This is a genomic window from Streptomyces corchorusii (assembly GCF_001514055.1).
GTDB classification, from domain to species: domain Bacteria; phylum Actinomycetota; class Actinomycetes; order Streptomycetales; family Streptomycetaceae; genus Streptomyces; species Streptomyces olivaceoviridis.
The window spans coordinates 38,282-60,242 of sequence record NZ_KQ948351.1 but is presented as its reverse complement, the minus strand read 5'-3'; the positions used below and the strand labels follow the sequence as shown (position 1 = coordinate 60,242).

Annotated in this window: 13 protein-coding genes; 9 read left to right on the top strand and 4 right to left on the bottom strand. The window is 74.6% G+C overall.

The features are described from left to right. Window positions 1-40: 40 nt before the first annotated feature. Together AQJ11_RS00200 and AQJ11_RS00195 are read right to left on the bottom strand one after the other, a co-directional pair. On the bottom strand, window positions 41-1,267 hold the full coding sequence (locus AQJ11_RS00200) for a serine/threonine-protein kinase (RefSeq protein WP_059261426.1): 1,227 nt from the start codon (window positions 1,265-1,267) through the stop codon (window positions 41-43). Window positions 1,268-1,378: 111 nt separating this feature from the next. After that, window positions 1,379-3,142 carry a serine/threonine-protein kinase gene (locus AQJ11_RS00195; protein WP_059261425.1) on the bottom strand — a complete coding sequence of 588 codons (1,764 nt, stop codon included), beginning with the start codon at window positions 3,140-3,142 and terminating at the stop codon, window positions 1,379-1,381. Window positions 3,143-3,538: 396 nt separating this feature from the next. Here AQJ11_RS00195 and AQJ11_RS00190 point away from each other — a divergent pair, with 396 nt between their 5' ends. The 7 genes from AQJ11_RS00190 (at window position 3,539) to AQJ11_RS00160 (ending at window position 17,931) form a co-directional block, all read left to right on the top strand. Continuing rightward, window positions 3,539-7,159 carry an FtsK/SpoIIIE domain-containing protein gene (locus AQJ11_RS00190; RefSeq protein ID WP_059261424.1) on the top strand — a complete coding sequence of 1,207 codons (3,621 nt, stop codon included), beginning with the start codon at window positions 3,539-3,541 and terminating at the stop codon, window positions 7,157-7,159. Window positions 7,160-7,393: 234 nt separating this feature from the next. Then, a complete protein-coding gene (locus AQJ11_RS00185) occupies window positions 7,394-8,776 on the top strand; it encodes an ABC transporter substrate-binding protein (protein WP_059261423.1) in 1,383 nt (460 codons plus the stop codon). 70 nt (window positions 8,777-8,846) lie between these two features. Further along, window positions 8,847-10,127: a carbohydrate ABC transporter permease gene (locus tag AQJ11_RS00180; RefSeq protein WP_059261422.1), complete on the top strand. Its 1,281-nt coding sequence runs from the start codon at window positions 8,847-8,849 to the stop codon at window positions 10,125-10,127. Next, window positions 10,124-11,032 carry a carbohydrate ABC transporter permease gene (locus AQJ11_RS00175; protein ID WP_014673049.1) on the top strand — a complete coding sequence of 303 codons (909 nt, stop codon included), beginning with the start codon at window positions 10,124-10,126 and terminating at the stop codon, window positions 11,030-11,032. The genes AQJ11_RS00180 and AQJ11_RS00175 overlap by 4 nt, the downstream gene beginning before the upstream one ends. 156 nt (window positions 11,033-11,188) lie before the next feature. After that, a complete protein-coding gene (locus AQJ11_RS00170) occupies window positions 11,189-13,396 on the top strand; it encodes a bifunctional glycosyltransferase/CDP-glycerol:glycerophosphate glycerophosphotransferase (protein ID WP_059261421.1) in 2,208 nt (735 codons plus the stop codon). A gap of 125 nt (window positions 13,397-13,521) precedes the next feature. Beyond that, window positions 13,522-15,723, top strand: coding sequence for a bifunctional glycosyltransferase/CDP-glycerol:glycerophosphate glycerophosphotransferase (locus AQJ11_RS00165; protein WP_059261420.1), 2,202 nt, complete (start codon window positions 13,522-13,524; stop codon window positions 15,721-15,723). A gap of 6 nt (window positions 15,724-15,729) precedes the next feature. Next, window positions 15,730-17,931 (top strand): bifunctional glycosyltransferase/CDP-glycerol:glycerophosphate glycerophosphotransferase, encoded by a 2,202-nt coding sequence (locus AQJ11_RS00160; protein ID WP_059261419.1) that lies wholly within the window; start codon window positions 15,730-15,732, stop codon window positions 17,929-17,931. A 58-nt stretch (window positions 17,932-17,989) separates the two neighbouring features. Here AQJ11_RS00160 and AQJ11_RS00155 read toward each other — a convergent pair whose 3' ends face one another. Further along, window positions 17,990-18,403, bottom strand: a complete 414-nt coding sequence (locus AQJ11_RS00155; protein WP_041665938.1) for an organic hydroperoxide resistance protein — start codon at window positions 18,401-18,403, stop codon at window positions 17,990-17,992. Between the two features lie 101 nt (window positions 18,404-18,504). On the opposite strand from AQJ11_RS00155, the gene AQJ11_RS00150 reads away from it, so the two are divergent. Then, a complete protein-coding gene (locus tag AQJ11_RS00150; RefSeq protein ID WP_058080753.1) occupies window positions 18,505-18,969 on the top strand; it encodes a MarR family winged helix-turn-helix transcriptional regulator in 465 nt (154 codons plus the stop codon). Here AQJ11_RS00150 and AQJ11_RS00145 read toward each other — a convergent pair. Then, window positions 18,917-20,401, bottom strand: coding sequence for a glycosyltransferase family 39 protein (locus tag AQJ11_RS00145; protein WP_059261418.1), 1,485 nt, complete (start codon window positions 20,399-20,401; stop codon window positions 18,917-18,919). The two genes, AQJ11_RS00150 and AQJ11_RS00145, sit on opposite strands and share 53 nt — an antisense overlap. Window positions 20,402-20,626: 225 nt before the next feature. Here AQJ11_RS00145 and AQJ11_RS00140 point away from each other — a divergent pair, with 225 nt between their 5' ends. Continuing rightward, entirely contained in the window at window positions 20,627-21,898 is a 1,272-nt protein-coding gene (locus AQJ11_RS00140; protein WP_208616411.1) for a glycosyltransferase family 87 protein, read from the top strand. Window positions 21,899-21,961 lie beyond the last annotated feature (63 nt).

Below are 21,961 nucleotides of genomic sequence, written 5' to 3'. Positions count from 1 at the left end.
CCGGCCGACCGGGTCGGGTGGGAGGCGGGCCGGGCCCGGGTCAGGGGGCCGACGTGCTGTGGGTGCCCGGGGCCGGCTGGTCGTCGTCCCCGCCGGAGGAGGCGAACCAGGCGCCGACGGCCACGACGGCGGCCACCACCACCCCGGCCACCCCGAGGGTCACCCGGCGCCGCCGCACCGCGGCCTTGTGGCGGGCCGAGCCCGGCCGGGGCGCACCCGTGGCCCGAGGGGCCCGAGCGGTCCCGTGCGCGCCCCCCGCCAGCTCGTCCGGCCCCGGCACCCGCATCGAGGTGTGCGTGTCGCGGTTGGAGTCGGGCTTGGCCCCGGGGACCAGGGACACCGCCCCTCGCCGCCGTACCGGCTCACCCTGCGGAGCCGACGGCGCGGACTCCTCGGCGGCCTCCTCGGAGAGGTCGGGCTCGTCCACCTCCAGCGGCGGCATCCCGGCCAGCGTGGGCAGCTGCTCGCGCAGCCGCGCCGCGAGCTCCGAGGCGCGCAGCCGGGAGGCCGGGGCCTTGGCCAGGCACTGCACCAGCAGCTGCCACAGCTCCTCGGGGATGCCGGGCAGCGGGACGACGGTCTCGGTGACGTGCCGTCGCAGGACCGCGCCCGGGTGGCCGCCGCCGAAGGGCGTGAAGCCGGCCAGCAGCTCGTACAGGACCGTGGCGAGCGCGTAGATGTCCACGGCGGCCCGGGGCGGCAGGCCCTCCACGATCTCCGGGGCCAGGTAGTCCGGCGTACCGATGATCTTCGTGGCGCGGGTCCGCCGGGGCGAGTCGATCAGCTTGGCGACGCCGAAGTCGGTGAGCAGGGCGGGGTGGGAGCCGCCCGGCCCGATGGGGCCCCGCATGTCGAGCAGGACGTTCTCGGGCTTGACGTCCCGGTGGACGACCCCGGCCGCGTGGGCCGCCGCCAGCGCGTCGGCGACGTCGGCGACGATCGCCACGGCCGCCTCGGGCGCGAGCCGCCGCTCCCGCTCCAGCCGGGTGCGCAGGTCGGTGCCGCGCACGAGGTCCATGACCAGGGCCAGGTCGTTGCCGTCGACCACCAGGTCGCGCACGGTGACGATGTGCGGGTGCTCCAGGCCGAGCAGCGCGGTGCGCTCCTGCACGAAGCGTCCGACGAGCTCCTGGTCGGAGGCGAGGTCCTCGCGCAGCAGCTTGATGGCGACGGGGCCGTCCGGTCCCTCGCCCAGCCACACCGTGCCTGCGCTCCCCCGCCCCAGGATCTGGTTCGCGGTGTACCGGCTGCCGATCTTCCGTGCCAAGACTGCTCCTACAGACGCGTGTTGCCGCCAAAACTACGCGTCCGACGAGCCAACCTTCACCGCGGAGGCGGAAATCACCCGGCAGATGTCGACAAATCTCCGAACCAGCGATCAGTTTCCGCTGCCGGAACCGCCCAGATCCTTGATCCAGCCGCCCACCGTGCCGATCCAGTCGGTCATCTGGTCCCAGTAGCCCTTGCCGGTGCCGATCCAGTCCTGCAACGGGGTCAGCTCCCAGATCAGCCAGCTCGCCACGACCAGGATGACGATCGTGAACAGGCAGCCCTTCAGACAGCCCAGCCCGGGGATCTTCATCCGGTTGGCGCTGCGCTGCCGCGGCTCCCGGGGCTCCCGCGCGGGCCGCTGCGGCGCGGGCGGGGCGGGAGGCGCGTACCGCTGCGGCTGCTGGGGCTGCTGCGGCGGGGCGTACTGCTGGGGCTGCTGCTGCGGATAGCCGTACCCGGCGCCCTGCTGCCGGCCGCGCGGCTGCGGCTGCTGCGGTCGGCCCTGCGGGGCCGGGCGCGGCTGCGGCTGCTGCGGGCGGCCCTGCGGGGCCGGGCGCGGCTGCTGCTGGGGCCGCGCCACCTGCCGCTGGGGGCGGCGGCGCAACGGGTCCTCGTCCGGGTCCAGGTACTGGATCTGCGTCTGCTCGTTGCGGTCGCGGGCGGCCCGCAGCTGGGTCTGCCAGGGATGCGGCTGCTCGCCCTGCCCCTGCTGCCCCTGCTGCTGGCCGTACTGACCCTGCTGCCCCTGCTGGCCCTGCGGGACGGGCGGCAGGACCGCCGTCGGGTCCGCCGCGCCCGTGTTCGGCAGTACGGCGGTGGGGTCGGCGGCGCCGGCCGGGCCGCCGGTGTGCGGCAGCACGCTGGTCGCGGCGTTCGGGTCGTACGCCCCCTGCGGCGCGTTCGCCGGCAGCACCTGGGTGGGGTCGGCGGCACCGGGCACGCCCGGGACGGCGGCCGGGGCCGGGTCCGGGGCGAGCAGCGCGCCGACGCCCTCGGCGGCGGCGATCTGCGCGGCGTTCGCGTGCACCCCGACGCCCTCGGCGACGACCCGCAGCCCGCGCGCGAGGTTCTCGGCGCTCGGCCGCTCGTCCGGGTTCTTGCGCAGGCAGCGCTCTATGACCGTCCACAGCGGCTCGGGGACGGTGGAGGGGCGGCGCGGCTCGGCGCTCAGGTGCTGGTGCAGGACCTCAAGCGCGGAACCGCCGGAGAACGGCGGACGGCCGGTGACCAGCTCGTACAGCAGGATGCCGGCGCCGTAGACGTCGACGGCGGAGGTCTGCGGGCGGCCCTCCGCGGACTCGGGCGCCACGTACGCGGGCGTGCCGACGAACTCGTGGGTGCGGGTCAGGCCCGGGGAGTCGGCGAGGCGGGCGATGCCGAAGTCGGTCAGCATCGGGTGCATCTGGCCGCCGTGCTGCATGAGCAGCACGTTGGCGGGCTTCAGATCGCGGTGGACGACGCCGTCGGCGTGGCTCGCGGCGAGGGCGTCGGCGATCTGGGCGGTCAGCAGGGCCGCGGCGACCGGGGTGAAGGGGCCGTTCTCGCGCAGGTAGCGGTGCAGGTCGGGGCCGTCGACGAGGTCCATGACCAGCGCCAGCAGATCACCCTCGACGACCAGGTCGCGGACCCGGACGATGTTCGGGTGGGTGAGCCGGAGCAGCACGGAACGCTCGCGCAGGAAGCGCATCACGATGTCCGGGTCGCTCGCCAGCTCCTCCTTCAGGACCTTGATCGCGACCGTCTCTCCCGGCTGTCCGGGCACGGCCGCCTCGGCGCCCGCGGTCTCGCGCTGGCGGGCACGCCAGACGGTGCCTGTGGCGCCGCGTCCGAGCGGTTCCTCAAGCAGGTATTTGCTGCCGACTGGCCGCACGTCTCGCGCTCCCTGCTGGTTGCTGTTGCTTCGCTTGCCTGCGTTCCGGTGCTCCGACCCACTGTAGGCCGTGCCCCGCGGCACCACGCACGCGTTCCCGACCGCGTTCGCGGGCTCGACGGGAAGACGCGCCTCCGGGTCCGCTGGTTGCCGGGGAGGGACGTGACCGATCTCAACTGATCGCCGGTGACGTATTGGTCAGGCACTTTTGGGGGCAGAGCCGACCAATCAAGATCACTTCTGCCCGGGTCACGGGCGCGTTGTCGGTGGCAGGTGCGAGGATGCGTGCAGCAGCTCCCTGGGATGCCTTCAGTGACTGCTGGCCGACGTGCTCGTGCGGGGGTGGGGGGAAGTCCGCGCCCGCGCAGATCCGCGCAGAAGGGACCGCTGACGCCGATGCAGATCCGGCTGACCGTCGTAGACCCGCTCGGCCCGTCCCCGCAGCGGGGCCGCGCCGCGAGCCGCGACGTGCTGGTCACGGCTCCCGCGGGCACGGAGCTGGCCGCGGTCGCGTCGGCGCTGGCCGGGGCGGTCACCGGAGAGGGCGGCACGGGGCGGGAGACCGGCGGCGCGTCCGTGGTGCTGTACGCGGGCACCGAGCGGCTCGACCCGCGCCGCAGCACGCTCGGCGAACCCCCGCTGGTCGACGGCGCCGTGCTGTCCCTGGGCGCCCCGGCGGCACCCGAGCCGCACCCCGAGCTGGACGACGCGCCGACCCAGCTGCACGTGGTCGCCGGCCCCGACGCGGGCGGGGTCCATCTGCTGCACGGCGGCCGGATCACGGTCGGCCGCTCCGCCGACGCCGACGTCCCGCTGGACGACCCCGACGTCTCCCGGCTGCACTGCGTGGTCACCGTCGGCGCGGACGGCCGGGTCTCGGTCGCCGACCTCGGCTCCACGAACGGCACGTCCCTCGACGGCGTACGGGTGACCGAGCGGCCGGTACGGGTCCCTGCCGGGGGCTTGCTGCGGATCGGCGAGTCCGCCCTGCGGGTGACTCCGTCCGGGGGACCCGGGATGCGGGTGCGGACGGTGGCCGACGGCGAGGGGTGCGTGCGGGTCGCCGTGGGCGAGGAGCGGGGGCCGTCGGACGCGGGTCCGCCGGAGGCCGGTGCCGCCGTGCCGCCCGCACGGACGCCTTCCCCCGGTGTGAGCGGGCCCGGCCGGGCGGGTGAGGCCGGTGCCGGTGGCGCGGGGCATCCGCACGGCGTGGCGCCTTCCGGCAGCGGGCGCTCCGGTGCCTGGGGGGCCTCCGGCGGTGCCCGGCACGCCTACGACGACGGCTCCGCAGGCTGGGACGCGGGCGCCCAGGAGCACCGGCGCGGGCAGTCGCCCGTCGTGCCGGGGCAGGCCGGCGCGCCGAGCGTGGAGAGCCCGCACGGCGGCTTTGCCGGTGCGCCCGGCGCGGCGTCCGGCGCGGACACGCACGCGGGCCGGTTCGGTGTCGCGGGGACCGGTGACGAGGACGCGCGGGCGCGCGGGCGCAAGGGGACCCCGCTGCGGGGCACCGACCTCCCGCACGGTGTCCGGCGGCGCGGGCTCGGGGCCTGGGCGCGTCGGCTGGCCGGCGGGCGCGGGGAGCAGCCGGCCGGACCGCAGGAGTACGGCGGCACGGCCGCCCCCGCCGGCGGCGCCCCGGCGGCCGATGCCCCGCGGCAGCCGGAGACCTGGCCGGACCCGGCCGCCCTGCTGCTCACCGCGCTCGGCCCCGGCCCCCGGCTGTGGGAGCGCGGGCCGGGACACCCCGAGGCGCTGACCGTGCGGCTCGGCACGGCCGACCGGAGCACGCCGGACGGCACGGGCCTGCTGCCGGCGGTGCCGGTGACGGCCGCGCTGCGGGAGGCGGGCGCGCTGGGCCTGGCCGGTCCGCGCCCCCGGCTGTCCGGGCTGGCCCGCGCGGTGCTGGCCCAGCTCGCCGCGCTGCACTCCCCCGACCTGCTGGAGATCGTGCTGATCAGCGCGGACCACTCGCGGCCGGTGGCGGACCGTACCGCCGAGTGGGCCTGGCTGGGCTGGCTCCCGCACGTCCGGCCGGGCCACGGCCAGGACTGCCGGCTGCTGCTGGCCTACGACCGTGAACAGGCGGCGGCCCGCGCGGAGGAACTGCTGCGCCGGGTGGAGGACCACGCGGCGACGGGCCGTACGACGGCCCACCCCACGCTCACGCACGACGAGGCGCCCGCGGCGGGGGCGACGGGCGTCCAGGGGCCCACCGCACCGACCGCGGTCTCCGGCGCCCCGACCGCCCCGGGCCCGGCCGGCACCGACGCCCCCCACGGACCGGACGCCTCCCACGGGACCTACGACGCCACCCACGCGGCCTTGGGGACCTACGGCGGCCCTGGACACGCGGTGCGCCCCGGCAGCCCCGGCACGCCCGCCCCGGCCGCTGCCCCCTCGCCCACCGAGCCGCCCGCCCGCCGCCCCTCCTGGGCCAGGGAAGCCCCCGGTGCCGGGGGCGGCTTCGGCGGACCGTTCACCGTCGTGGTCGTCGACGGGGATCCGGGCGGCGCCGGACTGCGGGACGCGCTCGCGCGGCTGGCCGTGGCCGGGCCGCGGGCCGGGGTCCACGTGGTGTGCCTCGCCGAGACCCCGACCGCGTCGCCCGCCGCCCCGCTGACGGAGACGTACGAGGCCGCCTGCGCGGTGACGCCGACGTTCCGGCACTGCGGTGCCGTGGCGCTGCTCGGCGGAGACGTCGCCGCCACGCTGCGGCTGACCCGGGTCGCCCCGGGCGGTCCCGTCGGCCCCGGTTCGCCCGCCACCGTCGACGCCGTCTCCGCCGCCTGGGCCGAGCGGTTCGCGCGGGCGCTCGCACCGCTGCGCCCGGACGGCCCCGCCGGCGAGCACCACGCGCGCGTGGCCACGCCACTGCCCCAGTCGGCCCGGCTGCTGGACGAGTTGGGGCTGGCCCGGGCCACCCCGGCGTCGCTGATGGCCCGCTGGGCCGACGCGGCCGACGACACGCGCTCGCTGGGCGGGCGGGCCCGCGCGGTGCTGGGCGCGGGGCCGCGCGGACCGGTCACCGTCGATCTCGTGGCCGACGGGCCGCATCTGCTGATCGAGGGGCCGGCCGGCAGCGGCCGTACCGAGCTGCTGCGGGCCATGGTCGCCTCGCTGGCCGCGGCCGAACGGCCGGACCGGCTGGCCATGGTCCTGCTCGACGGCCGGGACGGGGTCGGCATGGGCGCCGGCCGCGGTGAGGGCCTGCGCGTGTGCACGGACATACCGCACGTGACCACGCACCTCATCGCCAACGACCCGGTCCGCATGCGGGAGTTCGCGCAGTCGCTGGCCGCCGAGCTGAAGCGCCGGGCGGAGCTGCTGGGCCGGACCGACTTCGCCCAGTGGCACGCCGGGCAGGAGGTCTCCGGCCGGCTGGTCGCCCAGCGCACGCCCCACCCCGGTGCCGCGCCCTCCTCCGGTGACATCGAGACGCCCCCCAGTTCCACACTCCGGCTGCGGCCGGGTGCCGCCGCCCGGCAGCGGGCCGCGGCGGTGTCGCCGTTGCCCCGGCTGGTGGTGGTCGTGGACGACCTGGACGCACTGGTCTCCCCGGCGCTCGGTTCGCCGGGCCGGCCCGCCGCCGGTTCCGTGATACGCGCGCTGGAGGCGGTGGCCCGGGAGGGCGAGCGGCTCGGCGTCCACCTGGTGGCGGCGGCCGGGGCCGGCGGCCGTACGGCGGAGTCCGAGCCGGCGCGCCGGGCCGCGCTGCGGGTCACGCTGGACGCCCCGCAGCCGGGGCCGGACCAGCCGGCGCCGGGCCGGGGCACGCTGCTGCACGCGGACGGGCAGGCCACCGGCTTCCAGGGCGGCCGGGTGACGGGCCGTATCCCGCGGACCGCGACCCAGCGGCCCACCGTCGTCCCGCTGGACTGGGAGCGCATGGGCGACCCGCCGGCCCGCCGGCCCGTGCGGGAGCTGGGCAACGGCCCGACCGACCTGGCGCTGCTGGCGAGCGCGGTGGAGCGGGCGGCCCGTGAGGTCGCGGCGGCGGAGGTGCCCTCCCTTCTCTGACCCAACCGCGTCACCCCTCCGGGGGAACCCGGCCCCCTCCCCGGCGTACCCGCCCGCCCCCCGCGCCGTCGGAAATCCACGGGCATGCGCCCCTGGTCACGAGCCGGTCACGATGAGCCGGTGGACACCACCGGTGCTCTTGCCCACCCGTCGCGGCCCGGCGTACACCGGACCGACGGGACAGAGTTCTGACGTTCAACAGCGTTCAACGAAAGAACGACGAACGGGGAAGTGATGCGCAGCAAGAGCAGCACGTTCCGGACACACAGGGCCGTCACCACACTCGCCGCACTGCTCACGGGAGCGCTCGCGCTCTCCGCCTGCTCCGGCAGCGACGACGACAAGAAGGACAACGGGGACAAGAGCGGCGGGGCCACCGCCGGCTCCACCGTCACGTTGCCGAAGCTGAACGGCGCCCATCTGGAGGTGGCCGCCGTCTGGACCGGCGGGGAGCAGGCCAACTTCAAGAAGGTCCTCGCCGAGTTCGAGAAGCGGACCGGCGCGCAGGTCACCTTCGTGCCCGCGCAGGACCCCATCATCAACTTCCTCGGTTCGAAGATCGCGGGCGGCCAGCCGCCGGACGTGGCGCTGCTGCCGCAGCCCGGCGCGATCAAGCAGGCCGTCGACAAGGGCTGGGCCAAGCCGCTCGGGGCCGAGGCCCGGCAGGAGCTGGCGAAGAACTACTCGCAGGGCTGGCAGGACATCGGCAAGGTCGGCGGCAAGCAGTACGGCGTCTACTACAAGGCCGCCAACAAGTCGCTGATCTGGTACAACGCCAAGGTCTTCGAGAACGCGGGCGCCCAGGAGCCGAAGACCTGGAAGGACCTGCTGACCGCCACGCGCGCCGTGTACGACTCGGGTGTCACCCCGTTCTCGGTGGCCGGCGCGGACGGCTGGCCGCTGACCGACTGGTTCGAGAACGTGTACCTGTCGCAGGCGGGGCCGGAGAAGTACGACCAGCTCGCCCAGCACAAGATCAAGTGGACCGATCCGTCGGTGAAGCGGGCACTGACCACGCTCGCCGAGATCTGGGGCAAGAAGGACTATCTCGCGGGCGGCCAGAAGGGCGCGCTCCAGACGGAGTTCCCGCAGTCGGTCACCCAGACCTTCGCCGGCGGCGACCAGCCGAAGTCCGCGATGGTCTACGAGGGCGACTTCGTGCAGGTGAACATCGGCGAGACCAAGGCGAAGGTGGGCACGGACGCGAAGGTGTTCCCGTTCCCCGCGGTCGGCGCGAACGCGCCGGTGGTCTCCGGCGGTGACGCGGCGGTGATCCTGAAGGACTCCAAGGCGGCACAGGCCCTCGTCACCTTCCTCGCCTCCCCGGACGCGGCCACGATCCAGGCGAAGCTCGGCGGGTACCTCTCGCCGAACAGGAACGTGCCGATCTCTGCGTACCCGAACGCGGTGCAGCAGAAGATCGCCAAGGCGCTGATCGCGTCCGGCGACGACTTCCGCTTCGACATGTCCGACCAGGCCCCGCAGGCCTTCGGCGGGACGCCCGGCAAGGGCGAGTGGAAGGACCTCCAGGACTTCCTGAAGAACCCCGGGGACGTGGCGGGCGCCCAGGCGAAGCTGGAGAAGGACGCGGCGGCGGCGTACGGGAACGGGGGCTGATCCGGTCATGGCGTCGGCAGCGGCGGCCGGGGCCCCACCGGGTCCCGCCGCGCCCCGCAGTCGCAAGAGCGTGACCGGCACCCGCAGGACCGTGGCGGTGCTGTTCCTGCTGCCCGCGCTGGTGCTGCTGGGCGCGCTCGTGGTCTACCCGATCGGGTACTCGCTCGTCCGCAGTTTCTACAACGCCTCCGGCGACGGCTTCGCCGGCTTCGACAACTACACGACCCTCTTCACCGACGACGGCATCCGCACCGCGCTGAAGAACAACGTCCTGTGGGTGGTGTTCGCGCCGACGGTCTGCACCGCCCTCGGCCTGGTCTTCGCGGTGCTGACCGAACGGGTGCGCTGGGGAACGGCGTTCAAGCTGGTCGTCTTCATGCCGATGGCGATCTCGATGCTGGCCGCCGGGATCATCTTCCGGCTGGTGTACGACCAGGAGCCGGACAAGGGCGTGGCGAACGCGGTGTGGGTGGGCGTGCACGACACGTTCGCGCAGTCGTCGGCGTTCCCGAAGGCCCACCCGGGCCGCCGGTCGCCGCTCGTGGCCCAGGGCGGGGGCTTCATCACCAGGGCCGCGGTGCACGCCGGGCAGCCGGTCGCCCTGCCGCTCGTCGGCGTCGCCCCGGACCAGTTGCCGGACGACGCGGAGAGGGCCGCCGCCGCACGGCCGGAGCCGGGGAAGGTCACCGGCACCACCTGGCAGGACTTCACCCGGGGCAAGGGCGTCGGGAAGCTCGGCGCGCCCGATCCGTCCGAGGTGGGCTATGCCGGGATGCGGATCGAGGCGGTGAAGGACGGCGAGGTGGTCGCCTCGGCGAAGGCGTCCGGCGACGGCACCTTCACCCTGCCCGCGGCGGCCGACGGAGCCCGGCTCCGGCTGCCGGCGAGCAACTTCAGGGAGCCGTACAACGGTGTCGACTGGCTCGGCCCGGCCCTGGTCACCCCGGCGATCATCGGGTCCTACGTGTGGATGTGGGCGGGCTTCGCGATGGTGCTGATCGCGGCCGGGCTCGCGGGCGTCCCCCGGGAGCTGCTGGAGGCGGCACGGGTGGACGGCGCCACCGAGTGGCAGGTGTTCCGCAAGGTCACCGTGCCCTTGCTGGCGCCGGTGCTGGCGGTCGTCGTCGTCACGCTGATGATCAACGTGCTGAAGGTGTTCGACCTGGTGTTCATCATCGCGCCGGGCTCCTCCCAGGACGACGCGAACGTGCTGGCGCTGGAGCTGTACCGCAAGGGGTTCGCGGAGGGCCAGCCGGGCGTCGCGAGCGCGATCTCGGTGTTCCTGCTGCTGCTGGTGATTCCGGTGATGCTGTTCAACGTTCGTCGGCTCAGGCGGGAGGTGCGGCGATGACGGCGACCGCCGGAAGCATCGGGAAGGCCGACCCGGCCGGGACGGTGAAGGCCGGGCAGTCGGTGGCGTCCCGGATCACGGAGCGGCTGAGCGGCGGACTGGTCCGTGCGGTCCTGATCGTGGTGGGCCTGTTCTGGCTGGTGCCGACCATCGGCCTGCTCATCTCCTCGCTGCGCACCCCGCAGGACATGAGCGCGAGCGGCTGGTGGACGGTGTTCACCGAGCCGTCCCAGCTCACCGTGGACAGCTACCAGAAGCTGCTGGAGAACTCCGACATCACCCACTCCCTGGTGAACACGGTGCTGATCACGGTTCCGGCGACCGTCCTGGTCGTGGTGGTCGGGGCGCTGGCCGGGTACGCGTTCGCGTGGATGGAGTTCCCGGGCCGGGACTGGTGGTTCCTGGGCGTGGTGAGCCTGCTGGTGGTGCCCGTGCAGGTGGCGCTCATCCCGATCGCCGAACTGTTCGGCAGGATCGGGCTGTTCGGGACGATCCTCGGGGTGATCCTGTTCCACACCGGCTTCGGTCTGCCCTTCGCGGTGTTCCTGCTGCGGAACTTCTTCGCGGAGATCCCGCGCGAGCTGCTGGAGGCGGCCCGGCTGGACGGCGCCGGTGAACTCCGGCTGTTCGCCCGGGTGGTGATGCCGCTCGGCGGGCCGGCCATCGCGAGCCTCGGCATCTTCCAGTTCCTGTGGGTGTGGAACGACATGCTGGTGGCGCTGGTGTTCACCAAGTCGGGTACCCAGCCGATCACGGTGGCGTTGCAGACGCAGGTACGGCAGTTCGGCAACAACATCGACGTGCTGGCGCCCGGTGCGTTCATCTCCATGGTGATCCCGCTGGCCGTGTTCTTCGCGTTCCAGCGGCAGTTCGTGTCCGGGGTGATGGCGGGCGCGGTCAAGTAGCCGCGGGCCAGGCGCAGTCGTGAAGGGGCGGGCCGTCGGCGGTCCGCCCCTTCATGTGCACCCGGTGTAGCCCGAATGCCGCAGGGGCCGTAACCAAGTCACTCCATCGGCCGTTCCCGGGCAGAACGCCCGCGCCGACCGACCCATGGATGTCCCTTGCCCAGGTTCAGTGTCATTGTCCCCGCGTACAAGGTCCAGGCGTATCTCCCCGAGTGCCTGGACTCGGTGCTCTCGCAGTCGTATCCCGATCTGGAACTGATCGCCGTGGACGACTGCTCACCCGACGCGTGCGGCGCGGTCATCGACGAGTACGCGGCCCGGGACGCGCGCGTGAAGCCCGTCCACCTGGACGCGAACCAGGGGCTGGGCCGGGCCCGGAACGCGGGGCTCGCCGAGGCGACCGGCGACTACCTGGTCTTCCTGGACGGCGACGACACGCTCACCCCGGGCGCGCTGCGGGCGGTGGCCGACCGGCTGAAGGAGACCGGCGACCCGGACGTCCTGGTCTTCGACTACGCGCGCACCTATTGGGACGGCCGCCAGGTCCGCAACCAGCTCGCCGCCCAGCTCACCGAGCAGGGCCCGGCGCCGTTCCGGCTGGAGGACCGGCCGGGGCTGCTGCGGGTGCTGATGGTGGCCTGGAACAAGGCGTACCGGCGGGATTTCGTCGCCCGGCACGGCTTCACGTTCCCGCCGGGCTACTACGAGGACACCCCCTGGACCTTCCCGGTGCTGCTGACGGCCGAGTCGCTCGCCACACTGGACCGGGTGTGCGTGCACTACCGGCAGCGCCGGCGGGGCAGCATCCTCGGCACCACCAGCCGCAGCCACTTCGACCTGTTCGAGCAGTACGACCGGGTGTTCGCGTACGTCGAGGAGCGGCCCGAACTGGCCCGCTGGCGCCCGGAGTTGTTCCGCCGGATGCTCGACCACTACGCCGTGGTGTTCACCAGGCCGGGCCGGCTGCCGCGCGGCAGCCACGGCGAGTTCCTGCGCCGGGCCCGCGCCCACTACCGCCGCCACCGCGTGCCGGGAGCGCGCCCGCGGCTGCGGCACGGCCTGATCCGCTTCGGGCTGCACCGCACGTTCCGGGCGCTGCGGCTGGCCGCGGCCGTCCGCCGGCGCGGGCTGAGGTCGGCGCTGAGGCTCGCCCGCGCCCTGCGCACCGGCGCGTTGCGGCTGCACTACGGCATCCAGCTGCGGCTGCCGCTGCGGTCCGACCGGGCGGTGTTCGCCGCCCGGGAGGGGTACGGCGACCCGGCCGCGCTGGAGGAGGCGTTCCGGGCACACGCCCCGCGGCTGCGCACGGCGTGGGTCGCCACGCCCGGGGGCGCGGTGCCGCCGGGCCCGCGCCGGCTGACGCCCGGCACGGCCGCCTACTGGACGGCGCTGGCCCGCTCCCGCTACCTGGTCAGCGACGCCCGCTTCGAGCGGCGGCTGCGCAAGCGGCCCGGGCAGGTCGTCGTGCGGGCCCTGGAGGGCACCCCGCTCGGGCACGCGGGCCTGGACCTGCTGGAGCGCCCGGCGGCGGCCCGTGACCTGGACTTCGCGGAGCTGCTGCGGGACGTCGACCAGTGGGACTACGTCCTGTCCGGCAACCGGCACGCCACCCTGACCTGGGAGCGGGTCCTGCCAGGCGGCTACACCACGCTGGAGTACGGGCTGCCCCGCAACGACGCCCTCCAGCGGGCGACCGCGGCGGACGTGGCCCGGATCCGGCAGAAGCTGGGCGTCCCGGAGGGCGCGGTCGCCGTCCTGTACGCGCCCGCGCACCGCGACCACCGGCGCACCCAGCGTCCGCTGCTCGACCTGGAACGGATCCTGCGCCGCCTCGGCCCGCGCTTCGTGGTCCTGGCCCGCACCCACGTCCCGGTCCGGGGCACCCGGATCATCGACGTCAGCGGCCATCCGGACCTGGCGGAGCCGTGCCTCGCCTCGGACGCGCTGCTCACCGACTACGCGCCGGTCCTGTTCGACTACGCGGGCCTGGACCGGCCGATCGTGGTGCACACCGAGGACTGGGCGGCGTACGAGGCGTGCCGTGGCGCCTACTTCGATCTGCGCCGGTTCCCGCCGGGCGCGGTGGCCCGCAGCGAGGACGAGCTGATCGACATCTTCGCCTCCGGGCACTGGCGCGGCTCGCGCTCGGCTCAGTTGCGGGCGGCGTTCCGGGAGCGGTTCTGCCCGTGGGACGACGGGCGCGCCGCCGAGCGGGTGGTGCGGCGGGTGGTCCTGGGCGAGACCGAGCCGCCGCCGGCGGTGCCCCTGGCGGACCGCACCCCGGCCCCGTCGTCCTGCGCGCGCTCCCCGCTGGCCACCGTGCCGCAACCTTCCGGCCCCGTCCCCGTCACCGAGAGCCGCTGAACGGCGTTGGTCATACCGGGAGTTCCCATGCCCCTCGGCTCGACGCGGCCCACCCCGAGCCGGCCGTCCACCTGGCGTCCGGCGGGACGGCCCGGCCGCGTCCGCAAGACGACAGAAAGAACAGAATGCCCCGCTTCAGCATCATCGTCCCGTCCCACGGGGTCACCGGCCGGCTGTCCCAGGCGCTGGACTCGGTCCTCGGCCAGTCCTTCGGCGACCTGCAACTGATCCCGGTCTGCGACGCCCCCGACGCCCCGGCCGCCGAGGTCGCCGCCGGGTACGCCGAGCGGGACTCCCGGGTGACCCCCGTGCACTCGCCGCCGTCCGCCGGGCTGAGCGGGGCGCGCAACGCCGGGATCCGGGCGGCGACCGGCACGTACCTGCTGTTCCTGGACGGCGACGACCTGCTGCTGCCGGGCGCGCTCGCGGCGCTGGACGCCCGGCTGTCCGAGACGGCCGGCGTGGACGTGCTGTACACCGAGCACGAGCGCGTCCCCTGGTGGGAGGGCGAGCCGACGAACCCGGCCGCGCCGCTGCTCGCCGGGGCCCCGAAGGGCGCCTTCGCCCCCGCCGACCGGCCCGCGCTGACCGGCGTCCCGTTGCCCGCGTGGAGCGCCGTCTACCGCCGCGCCTTCCTCACCGAGCGGGAACTCACCTTCCCCGAGGGCCACTTCACCGACCTCGGCTGGGGCGGGCTGGTGACGGCCGCCGCCGAGCGGATCGCGGTGCTGCGCCGGACCGTCGTACGGCACCGGCTGCGCCGCCAGGGCAGCCGGCTCAATCTGCCCGGACCGCACCAGCACACCCTGCTGGACCAGGTGGAGCGGGTGCTGACGCGGGCGGCCGAGCGCGCCCTGCCGGCCGAGCGGACCGGGCCGCTGTTCGACCAGCTGTTCGCCGTGGTGCTGAAGACGGCGTCCCGCCCGGAGCGGCTGCTCACCGGACGCCGGGCGTTCTTCCGCCGCGCGGCCCGCCTCTACCGGCGGCACCGGCCGGCCGGCCACCGGGTGCCGGGCGGCAGCCTGGGCGTGCAGCACCGGCTGCTGGCGGCGGGCGCGTACACCGCGTTCCGTGCCCTGCGCGGCGCCAACCGGGCCGCCGGCGGCGCCACCGGCCGGCTGCCCCGCCCGCACGGCGTGCGCACCCGGCTGCGCTACGCCCGCGACCTGCGCCGCCCGCTGGACCCGAACCTCGCGGTGTACTGCGCCTACTGGGGCCGCGGCTACGCCTGCAACCCGGCCGCGATCCACGCCAAGGCCCGGGAACTCGCCCCGCACATCCGCTCGGTGTTCCTGGTCGAGGCCGGCCGGGAGCACGCCGTGCCGCAGGGCGTGGAGTACGCGGTGATCGGCTCGCGCCGCTACTGGGAGGTGCTGGCCCGCGCCACGTACCTGGTCAACAACGCCAACTTCGCCGAGGGCGTCGTCAAACGGCCGGGCAGTGTGCACGTGCAGACCCAGCACGGCACCCCGCTGAAGACGATGGGCGTGGACCAGTCGACGTACCCGGTGGTGGCCGCGCAGTCCGGCAGCTTCACCAAGCTGCTCGGCCGGGTCGACCGCTGGGACTTCAACCTGTCGTCCAACCGCCACTCCACCCAGATGTGGGAGCGCGCCTTCCCCGGCTCCTACGAGCACCTGGAGTACGGCTATCCGCGCAACGACGTCTACTACACGGCGACCGCGCGGGACGTGGCCCGGATCCGGCGGGAGCTGGGCGTCCCGGAGGGCCGGACGGCCGTGCTGTACGCGCCGACCCACCGCGACCACCACACCGGCTTCGAGCCCGGCCTGGACCTGGAGGCGTTCTGCGCGGCGGCCGGCGAGGACGTCGTCGTGCTGCTGCGCGCCCACTACTTCTACGACCGGGGCGGTGTCCGGGGCTCCGGCCGGGTCATCGACGTCACCGCCCACCGCTCCTCCGAGGAGGTGTGCCTGGCCGCGGACGCGCTGGTCACCGACTACTCGTCCATCATGTTCGACTACGCCAACCTGGACCGGCCGATCGTCGTGTACGCCGACGACTGGGAGGTCTACCGGGAGACCCGGGGCGTCTACTTCGACCTGCCGGCCGAGCCGCCCGGACTGGTCGCCCGGACCCCCGGGGAACTGGCCGCCGTCTTCCGCGACGGCTCGTACGCGGGTCCGGAGGCCAGGGCGCTGCGGGCGGCGTTCCGGCAGCGGTTCTGCCAGTTCGACGACGGGCGGGCCGCCGAGCGGGTCGTGAGGCGGGTGCTGCTCGGCGAGCCGCCGGAGGCGGTCCCGGCCGTGATCCCGCTCGCGGAACGCATCCCCGCCCCCGCCGCCGCGACCCTCGTGAGGAGCTGACCCGCCGTGCCCCGCTTCAGTGTGATCGTGCCCTGTTTCAAGGTGCAGGGATTCCTGCGCGAGTGCCTGGACTCGGTGCTAGGCCAGTCCTTCGGCGACTTCGAGCTGATCGCCGTGGACGACTGCTCCCCGGACGGCTGCGGCGCGATCCTGGACGAGTACGCCGAGCGCGACCCGCGCGTGCGGGTGCTGCACCTGCCGGAGAACGTGGGCCTCGGCCGGGCCCGCAACGCGGGCATGCCGCACGCCACCGGCGACTACCTCTTCTTCCTGGACAGCGACGACACCCTCACCCCGGGCGCGCTGCGGGCCGTCGCCGACCGGCTCACCGAGGCCGAGGACCCGGACGTGCTCGTCTTCGACTACGCGCGCACCTACTGGTGGGGCGGCACCCGGCGCAACGTCCTCGCCCACGTCCTGGCCCAGGCCCCCGGCACGTTCGCCGCCTCGGAGTACCCGCAGATCCTCGACCTGCTGATGGTGGTCTGGAACAAGGTCTACCGGCGCGAGTTCGTCGCGGAGAACGGCTTCGCGTTCCCGCCGGGCTACTACGAGGACACCCCCTGGACCTTCCCGGTCATGCTCAGCGCCCGCCGGATCGCCGCCCTGGACCGGATCTGCCTGAACTACCGGCAGCGCCGGCAGGGCAACATCCTGTCCACCACCAGCCGCAAGCACTTCGACATCCACGACCAGTACGAGCGGGTCTTCGCCTTCGTGGCCGAGCGGCCGGAGCTGGCGGCCTGGCGGCCCTACCTGCACCGCAAGATGGGCGAGCACTGCCTGGACATCCTGGCCAAGCCGGACCGGCTGCCGCCCGCCGACAGGGCCGAGTTCTTCCGCCGGACGGCGGAGATGTTCCGCCGGCACCGGCCGGAGGGCGCGAGGCCGGCCGGCGAGGTCCGCGTGCTGACCGGTTCCTGGGCCGGGTACCGGGTCAAGCGGCAGGCGGCGCGGGCCGGGCGGGAGGCGGCCCGGCGGGCGGACCGGGCGCGCCGGGCCGCCGCCGAGCGGGCCCGCACCGGCTGGACGGCCCTGCACGCCCGCCGGCCGCTCGACGAGGACCTCGTGGTCTACTCGGCGTCCTCGCACCGGGGCCTGCTGGGCGACCCGGCGGCCGTCCACGCCGCCGCCCGGGAGATCGCCCCGGGGCTGCGCGGCGTATGGGTGGTGCGGGACGCGGAGACCGCCGCGCGGCTGCCGCCCGGCGTCGAGCACGTGATCGTCGGCTCCCGGCGCTACCTGGAGGTGACCGCGCGCGCGAAGTTCTTCGTCAACGACGTCAACTGGCCCGGCAGCCTCGCCAAGCGCCCCGGCAGCGTGCACATCCACACCCATCAGGGCACCCCGCTGAAGTACCTGGGCGCCGACCTGCTGGACAAACCGGGCGCCCGGCTGGGCTTCGACGTGCCGCAGATGCTGCGCCGGGCCGACCGCTGGGACTACAGCCTGGTCGCCAACCGCCACTCCGAGCTGGTCTGGGAGCGGGCCTACCCCTGCCACTTCACCTCGGTGCGCACCGGCAGCCCGCGCAACGACGTGCTGGTCAACGGCGGTCACAGCGACTTCCGGGAGCGGCACGGCATCCCGGCGGACCACACGGTCGTGCTGTACGCGCCGACCCGGCGGGACTACCGACGCGGCGGGTACGTGGAGCGGTTCGACCTGGCCCGGTTCGCGGCCGACCTGGGCGAGGGGCACACCCTGGTGGTCCGGCTGCACCCGTCGCTGGCGAACGGTCCCGCGCGCGGCATGGGCCTCGCGGAGCTGGCCCGGCGCGGGGTCGTGGTCGACGCGACCGACGAACCACGGCTGTCCGACGTGCTGCTGGCGGCGGACGCGCTGGTCACCGACTACTCGTCCGTGATGTTCGACTACGCCAACCTGGACCGGCCGATCGTGGTGCACGCCGACGACTGGGCCGCGTTCACGGCGAGCCGGGGCACGTACCTCGACATCACCGCCGAGCCGCCCGGCCGTGTCACGCACTCCTACCGGGAGCTGGCCCGGCTGTTCGCCTCGGGCGGGTGGCGGGACGAGGAGTCGGCGCGGCTGCGCGCGGACTTCCGGGCCCGGTTCTGCGCCTACGAGGACGGGCGGGCCGCCGAACGGGTGGTGCGGACCCTGCTGCTGGGCGAGCCGATGCCCGCTCCGGCGCCCCGGATCCCGGGCCAGGCGGCCTCCCCGGACGCGCTGACGTCGGCCTAGCGGGAACACCGAGGGGGCCGGCCCCGACCGGGCCGGCCCCCTCGGGCGTGCGTGGTGCCTACTCGATGACGAGGTCGACCTCGATGTTGCCGCGGGTGGCCTTGGAGTAGGGGCAGACCTGGTGGGCGCCCTCGACCAGCTTGCGGCCGGTCTCCTCGTCCACGGTGTCGGGCAGCTCGACGCGCAGGGTCACCTTCAGCCCGAAGCTCTCGCCCTCCTTGCCGATGCCGACCTCGGCGGTCACGGCCGCGTCGCTGACGTCGACCTTCGCCTGGCGCCCGACGAGACCGAGGGCGCTGCCGAAGCAGGCGGCGTACCCGGCGGCGAAGAGCTGCTCCGGGTTGGTGCCCTGGCCGTTGCCGCCCAGCTCCACCGGCATGGCCAGGGCGAGGTCGATCTTGCCGTCGGAGGAGACGGCGCGGCCCTCGCGGCCGTGGGTGGCGGTGGCGACAGCGGTGTAGAGCGCGTCCATGAAGACCATCCCTCTCGGGTGTTCGGTTCGTTGCGAGCACAAGTAGAGCACACAACTAAGTTGTGCACAACTAAATCGGCCGCAAGAGCTACCATGGACCCATGACCGACACGGAGTGGCTGCGACTGGACCGCCAGATCTGCTTCTCGCTGCACGCGGCGTCACGCGCCTTCAACAGCGTCTACCGCGTGATCCTCAAGGACCTCGGGCTGACCTACCCCCAGTACCTGGTGATGCTGGTCCTGTGGGAAGAGGGCGACCTGCCGGTCAAGAAGCTCGGCGAACGGCTGAGGCTCGACTCCGGCACGCTGTCCCCGCTCGTCAAGCGGCTGGAGGGGGCCGGTCTGGTGCGGCGCGAGCGCAGCGCGCAGGACGAGCGCTCGGTCCGGGTCCACCTCACCGAGGAGGGCACGGCCCTGCGCGAGCGGGCCCTGGAGGTGCCCCGGCGGATCATGTCGTCGACCGGCCTCGACCTGGCGGAGGTCGTCGACCTGCACGCCCGCCTGGAGCGGCTCACGACGGCCCTGGACGCGGCGGCGGAGGCTGAGGCGCGAGCAGCGGGCTGACCGGGCGGACGTACAGCCGTACGGTCAGCCCACCGCGCACGGCCTCGTCCTGGCCGAGGAACTCCCGCCCCAGCACATCGGCCTTCGCCCGCTCGACGGGACCGCCCGGGGACCCGCGGCCGGCGAGCAGCTTGCGGTCCGCGACGACCCACACCCGGTCCACCCGCGCCAGTCTGCGCCGCACCTCCGCCGGACCGGCCTCCCGCCCGTACAACGTCCCGGACCCGGCCGCCCCCGCCATCAGCGCCACGTCCCGCGTCCCCCGGAACGCCCCCGGGTACGTGAGCGCCACGTTCCGCGTCGACGCCGGCAGGAAGAGCACGGGATCGCCGGGCTCCACCTTGCGCGCGACCGCGCGGGAGACGGCACCGAGATCATCCGGCCGGCTCCGGGGATCGCGGTCCTCCTGGAGGAGGGGGAACTGGTGGAGGAGGGAGAGGGCGATGGCGAGGACGCCGGCGAGGGGGACGGAGGGGGACCGCGGGAGCGGGCGCCGTCCGACCGCCCCGGCCACCCGCTCGGCCCCCGACGCCACGAGCAACGGCGCCCCCGACAGCGCGTAGAGCACGTACCGGTCGACGTACAGCGGCGAGAACTGGGACGCCAGCATCAGCACCACCGGCGGCACCACCACCAGCGGCAACGCCACCCCCGCACACGTCGGTTCACCCCGCCGCCCCACCAACCCGACCAGCCCCACCACGGCCAGCGCGAGACACACCCAGAACACCTCGTCCGTCGGCCCCAGGAACCTGCGCAGCAACCTTTCCGCTGTGTCCGCCGTAGGCGTGCGCAACCAGGCCAGCTGCGCCGACTGTCCCCGCGAGACCACCACCATCGGCACCAGCGCGGCCACGACCGCCGCCGCCGCGCTCCCCCACCCCCGCCACACCCGCGCCCCGGCCCGGGCCAGCGCCAGCGACACCGCGTGCGCGGGGAGCAGCAGCACCGCGAACTCGTGGAGCCAGCAGGTGAGTGAGAGGACCGCGCCGTACGGCCACCACGTCCCGTCCCGCACGGCCCGGACGAACAGCAGGGTCGCCGCGGTGGCGCCGGCCGCGACCAGGGCGTACGAGCGGCCCTCCTGCGCGTAGTGGCCGGCCATCGGCGCGACGGCGTAGAGCAGCCCGGCCCACAGACCGACCCGCGGCCGGGCCAGCCGGGCGCCGAGGGCGGCGACCAGGCCCGCCGTGACGGTCGCCGCGCACACCGACGGCAGCCGGAGGGCGACCTCCCCGGGATGGACGGCGAGGACGGGCCGCAGCAGCAGGTAGTACAGGCCGTGCACCGCGTCCACGTCGTGCAGCAGGAGCCAGATCCGCGGCACCGTACGGCGTCCGACCTGGAAGCTGACGGCCTCGTCGCGCCACATGCCGCCCCGGTCCAGGCCCCACAGCCCGAGCGCGAGCATCACCAGCGCGGGCACGCCCACGACGGCGGCCCGGTGGAGGCGGGTGTGCCCCAGTACCCCGTGCGGGGGGTGGCTCGTTGCACCTGTCGGTACGTCCGTGGTCGTTCCAGCCGCCCGACGCGACTGCGGTTTCGCAGGAAGCCCGACGTTCACCATGGCCCGATCTCTTGCGATTAGCCAATATTTGCGGCCCTTGACGGCGTATCAGCATGAATACACCATCCGTACCGCTTAGGCTCCCATGTGATGAACCGTCTCCGTGTCACCCCCGGCCCGGTCCTCACCCTCGCCGTCCTGTGGCTCACCACCCGCGCCCTGATGCTGTGGCTGCTCGTCCACGGCGGCGCCCCGCTGCTGGGCGGCGGTTCGGTGACCCGTGAGGTGTGGCGGCTGTATTTCCACTGGTACGGCGTCCTCGCGCACGGTTCCTTCCCGGTGCACGACACGCTGTGGCAGTACCCGCCCGGCGCGGGCGCGGTGCTGCTGGCGCCGGGCCTGCTGCCGGGCCTGACGTACTTCGAGGCGTTCGTGGCGCTCACGCTGGCCGTGGACGCGCTGACCGCGCTCGCGCTGCTCCGCGCGGGCACCCGGCCCGGACGGAGCCTGCTCGGCGCGGCCCTGTGGACCGGCGGTCTGCCGCTGCTGCTGCACATGCCGCTCGCCCGGTACGACGTCCAGGTCACCGCGCTGGCCGTGCTGTCCCTGCTGGCCTCGGCGCGCTTCCCGCGCGCGGGCGGTGTGCTCGGGGCACTGGGCGCGCTGGTGAAGGTGTGGCCGGCGCTGGTGCTGCTGGGCACGCCCCGGGGCCGGCCGACGCGCACGGCGTGGGCGTGGGGGGCGTGGGCCGGGGTCGCGTGCCTGGCCGTGCTCGCGGCCCTCTTCACGCATCCGCTGTCCTTCCTGCGGGAGCAGGGCGGCCGGGGCGTGCAGATCGAGTCGCTCGGCGGTACGGCGCTCAATCTGGCCCGGCACTTCGGCTGGCCGGGCCGGGTCCGCTACCAGTACGGCGCGATGGAGATGACCGGCCCCCATGTGCACGCCGTCGCCACCGCCTCGCTGACGCTGACGGCGGTCGCCTTCGGGCTGCTGGTGCTGTGGCGGGTGCGCGCGCGGCACTGGAGCGCGGCGACGCCGTACGACGCGGCGCTGAGCGCGGTGCTGCTGTTCACGGTCACCAGCCGGGTCATCAGCCCCCAGTACATGATCTGGCTGATCGGGCTGGCCGCCGTGTGCCTGACCTCGCGGCACACCGGCCAGCGGCCGGTGGCGGTGCTGATCCTCCTGGCGTCCGCGCTGAGCACGCTGGCGTTCCCGATGCACTACCGCGAGGTGATCGACGGCAGTTGGACCGGGTGCCTGCTGATGCTGTCCCGGAACGGGCTGCTGACGGCCGCCGCCGTGCTGTCCTTCGTACGGCTGTGGCGGTCCACGCGGCCACCGGTCGGGAACTCGGCGCCGCGGACGCAACCCCGGCCCGGTCCCGACCGTCTTCCGGAGCGAGTACTGACCACCTCTTGAGCGAGTGCCAAGCGCCTCTTGACGGTGTGTTGCCGAATCCTCCTACGCTCCCGGCCCGTGGAC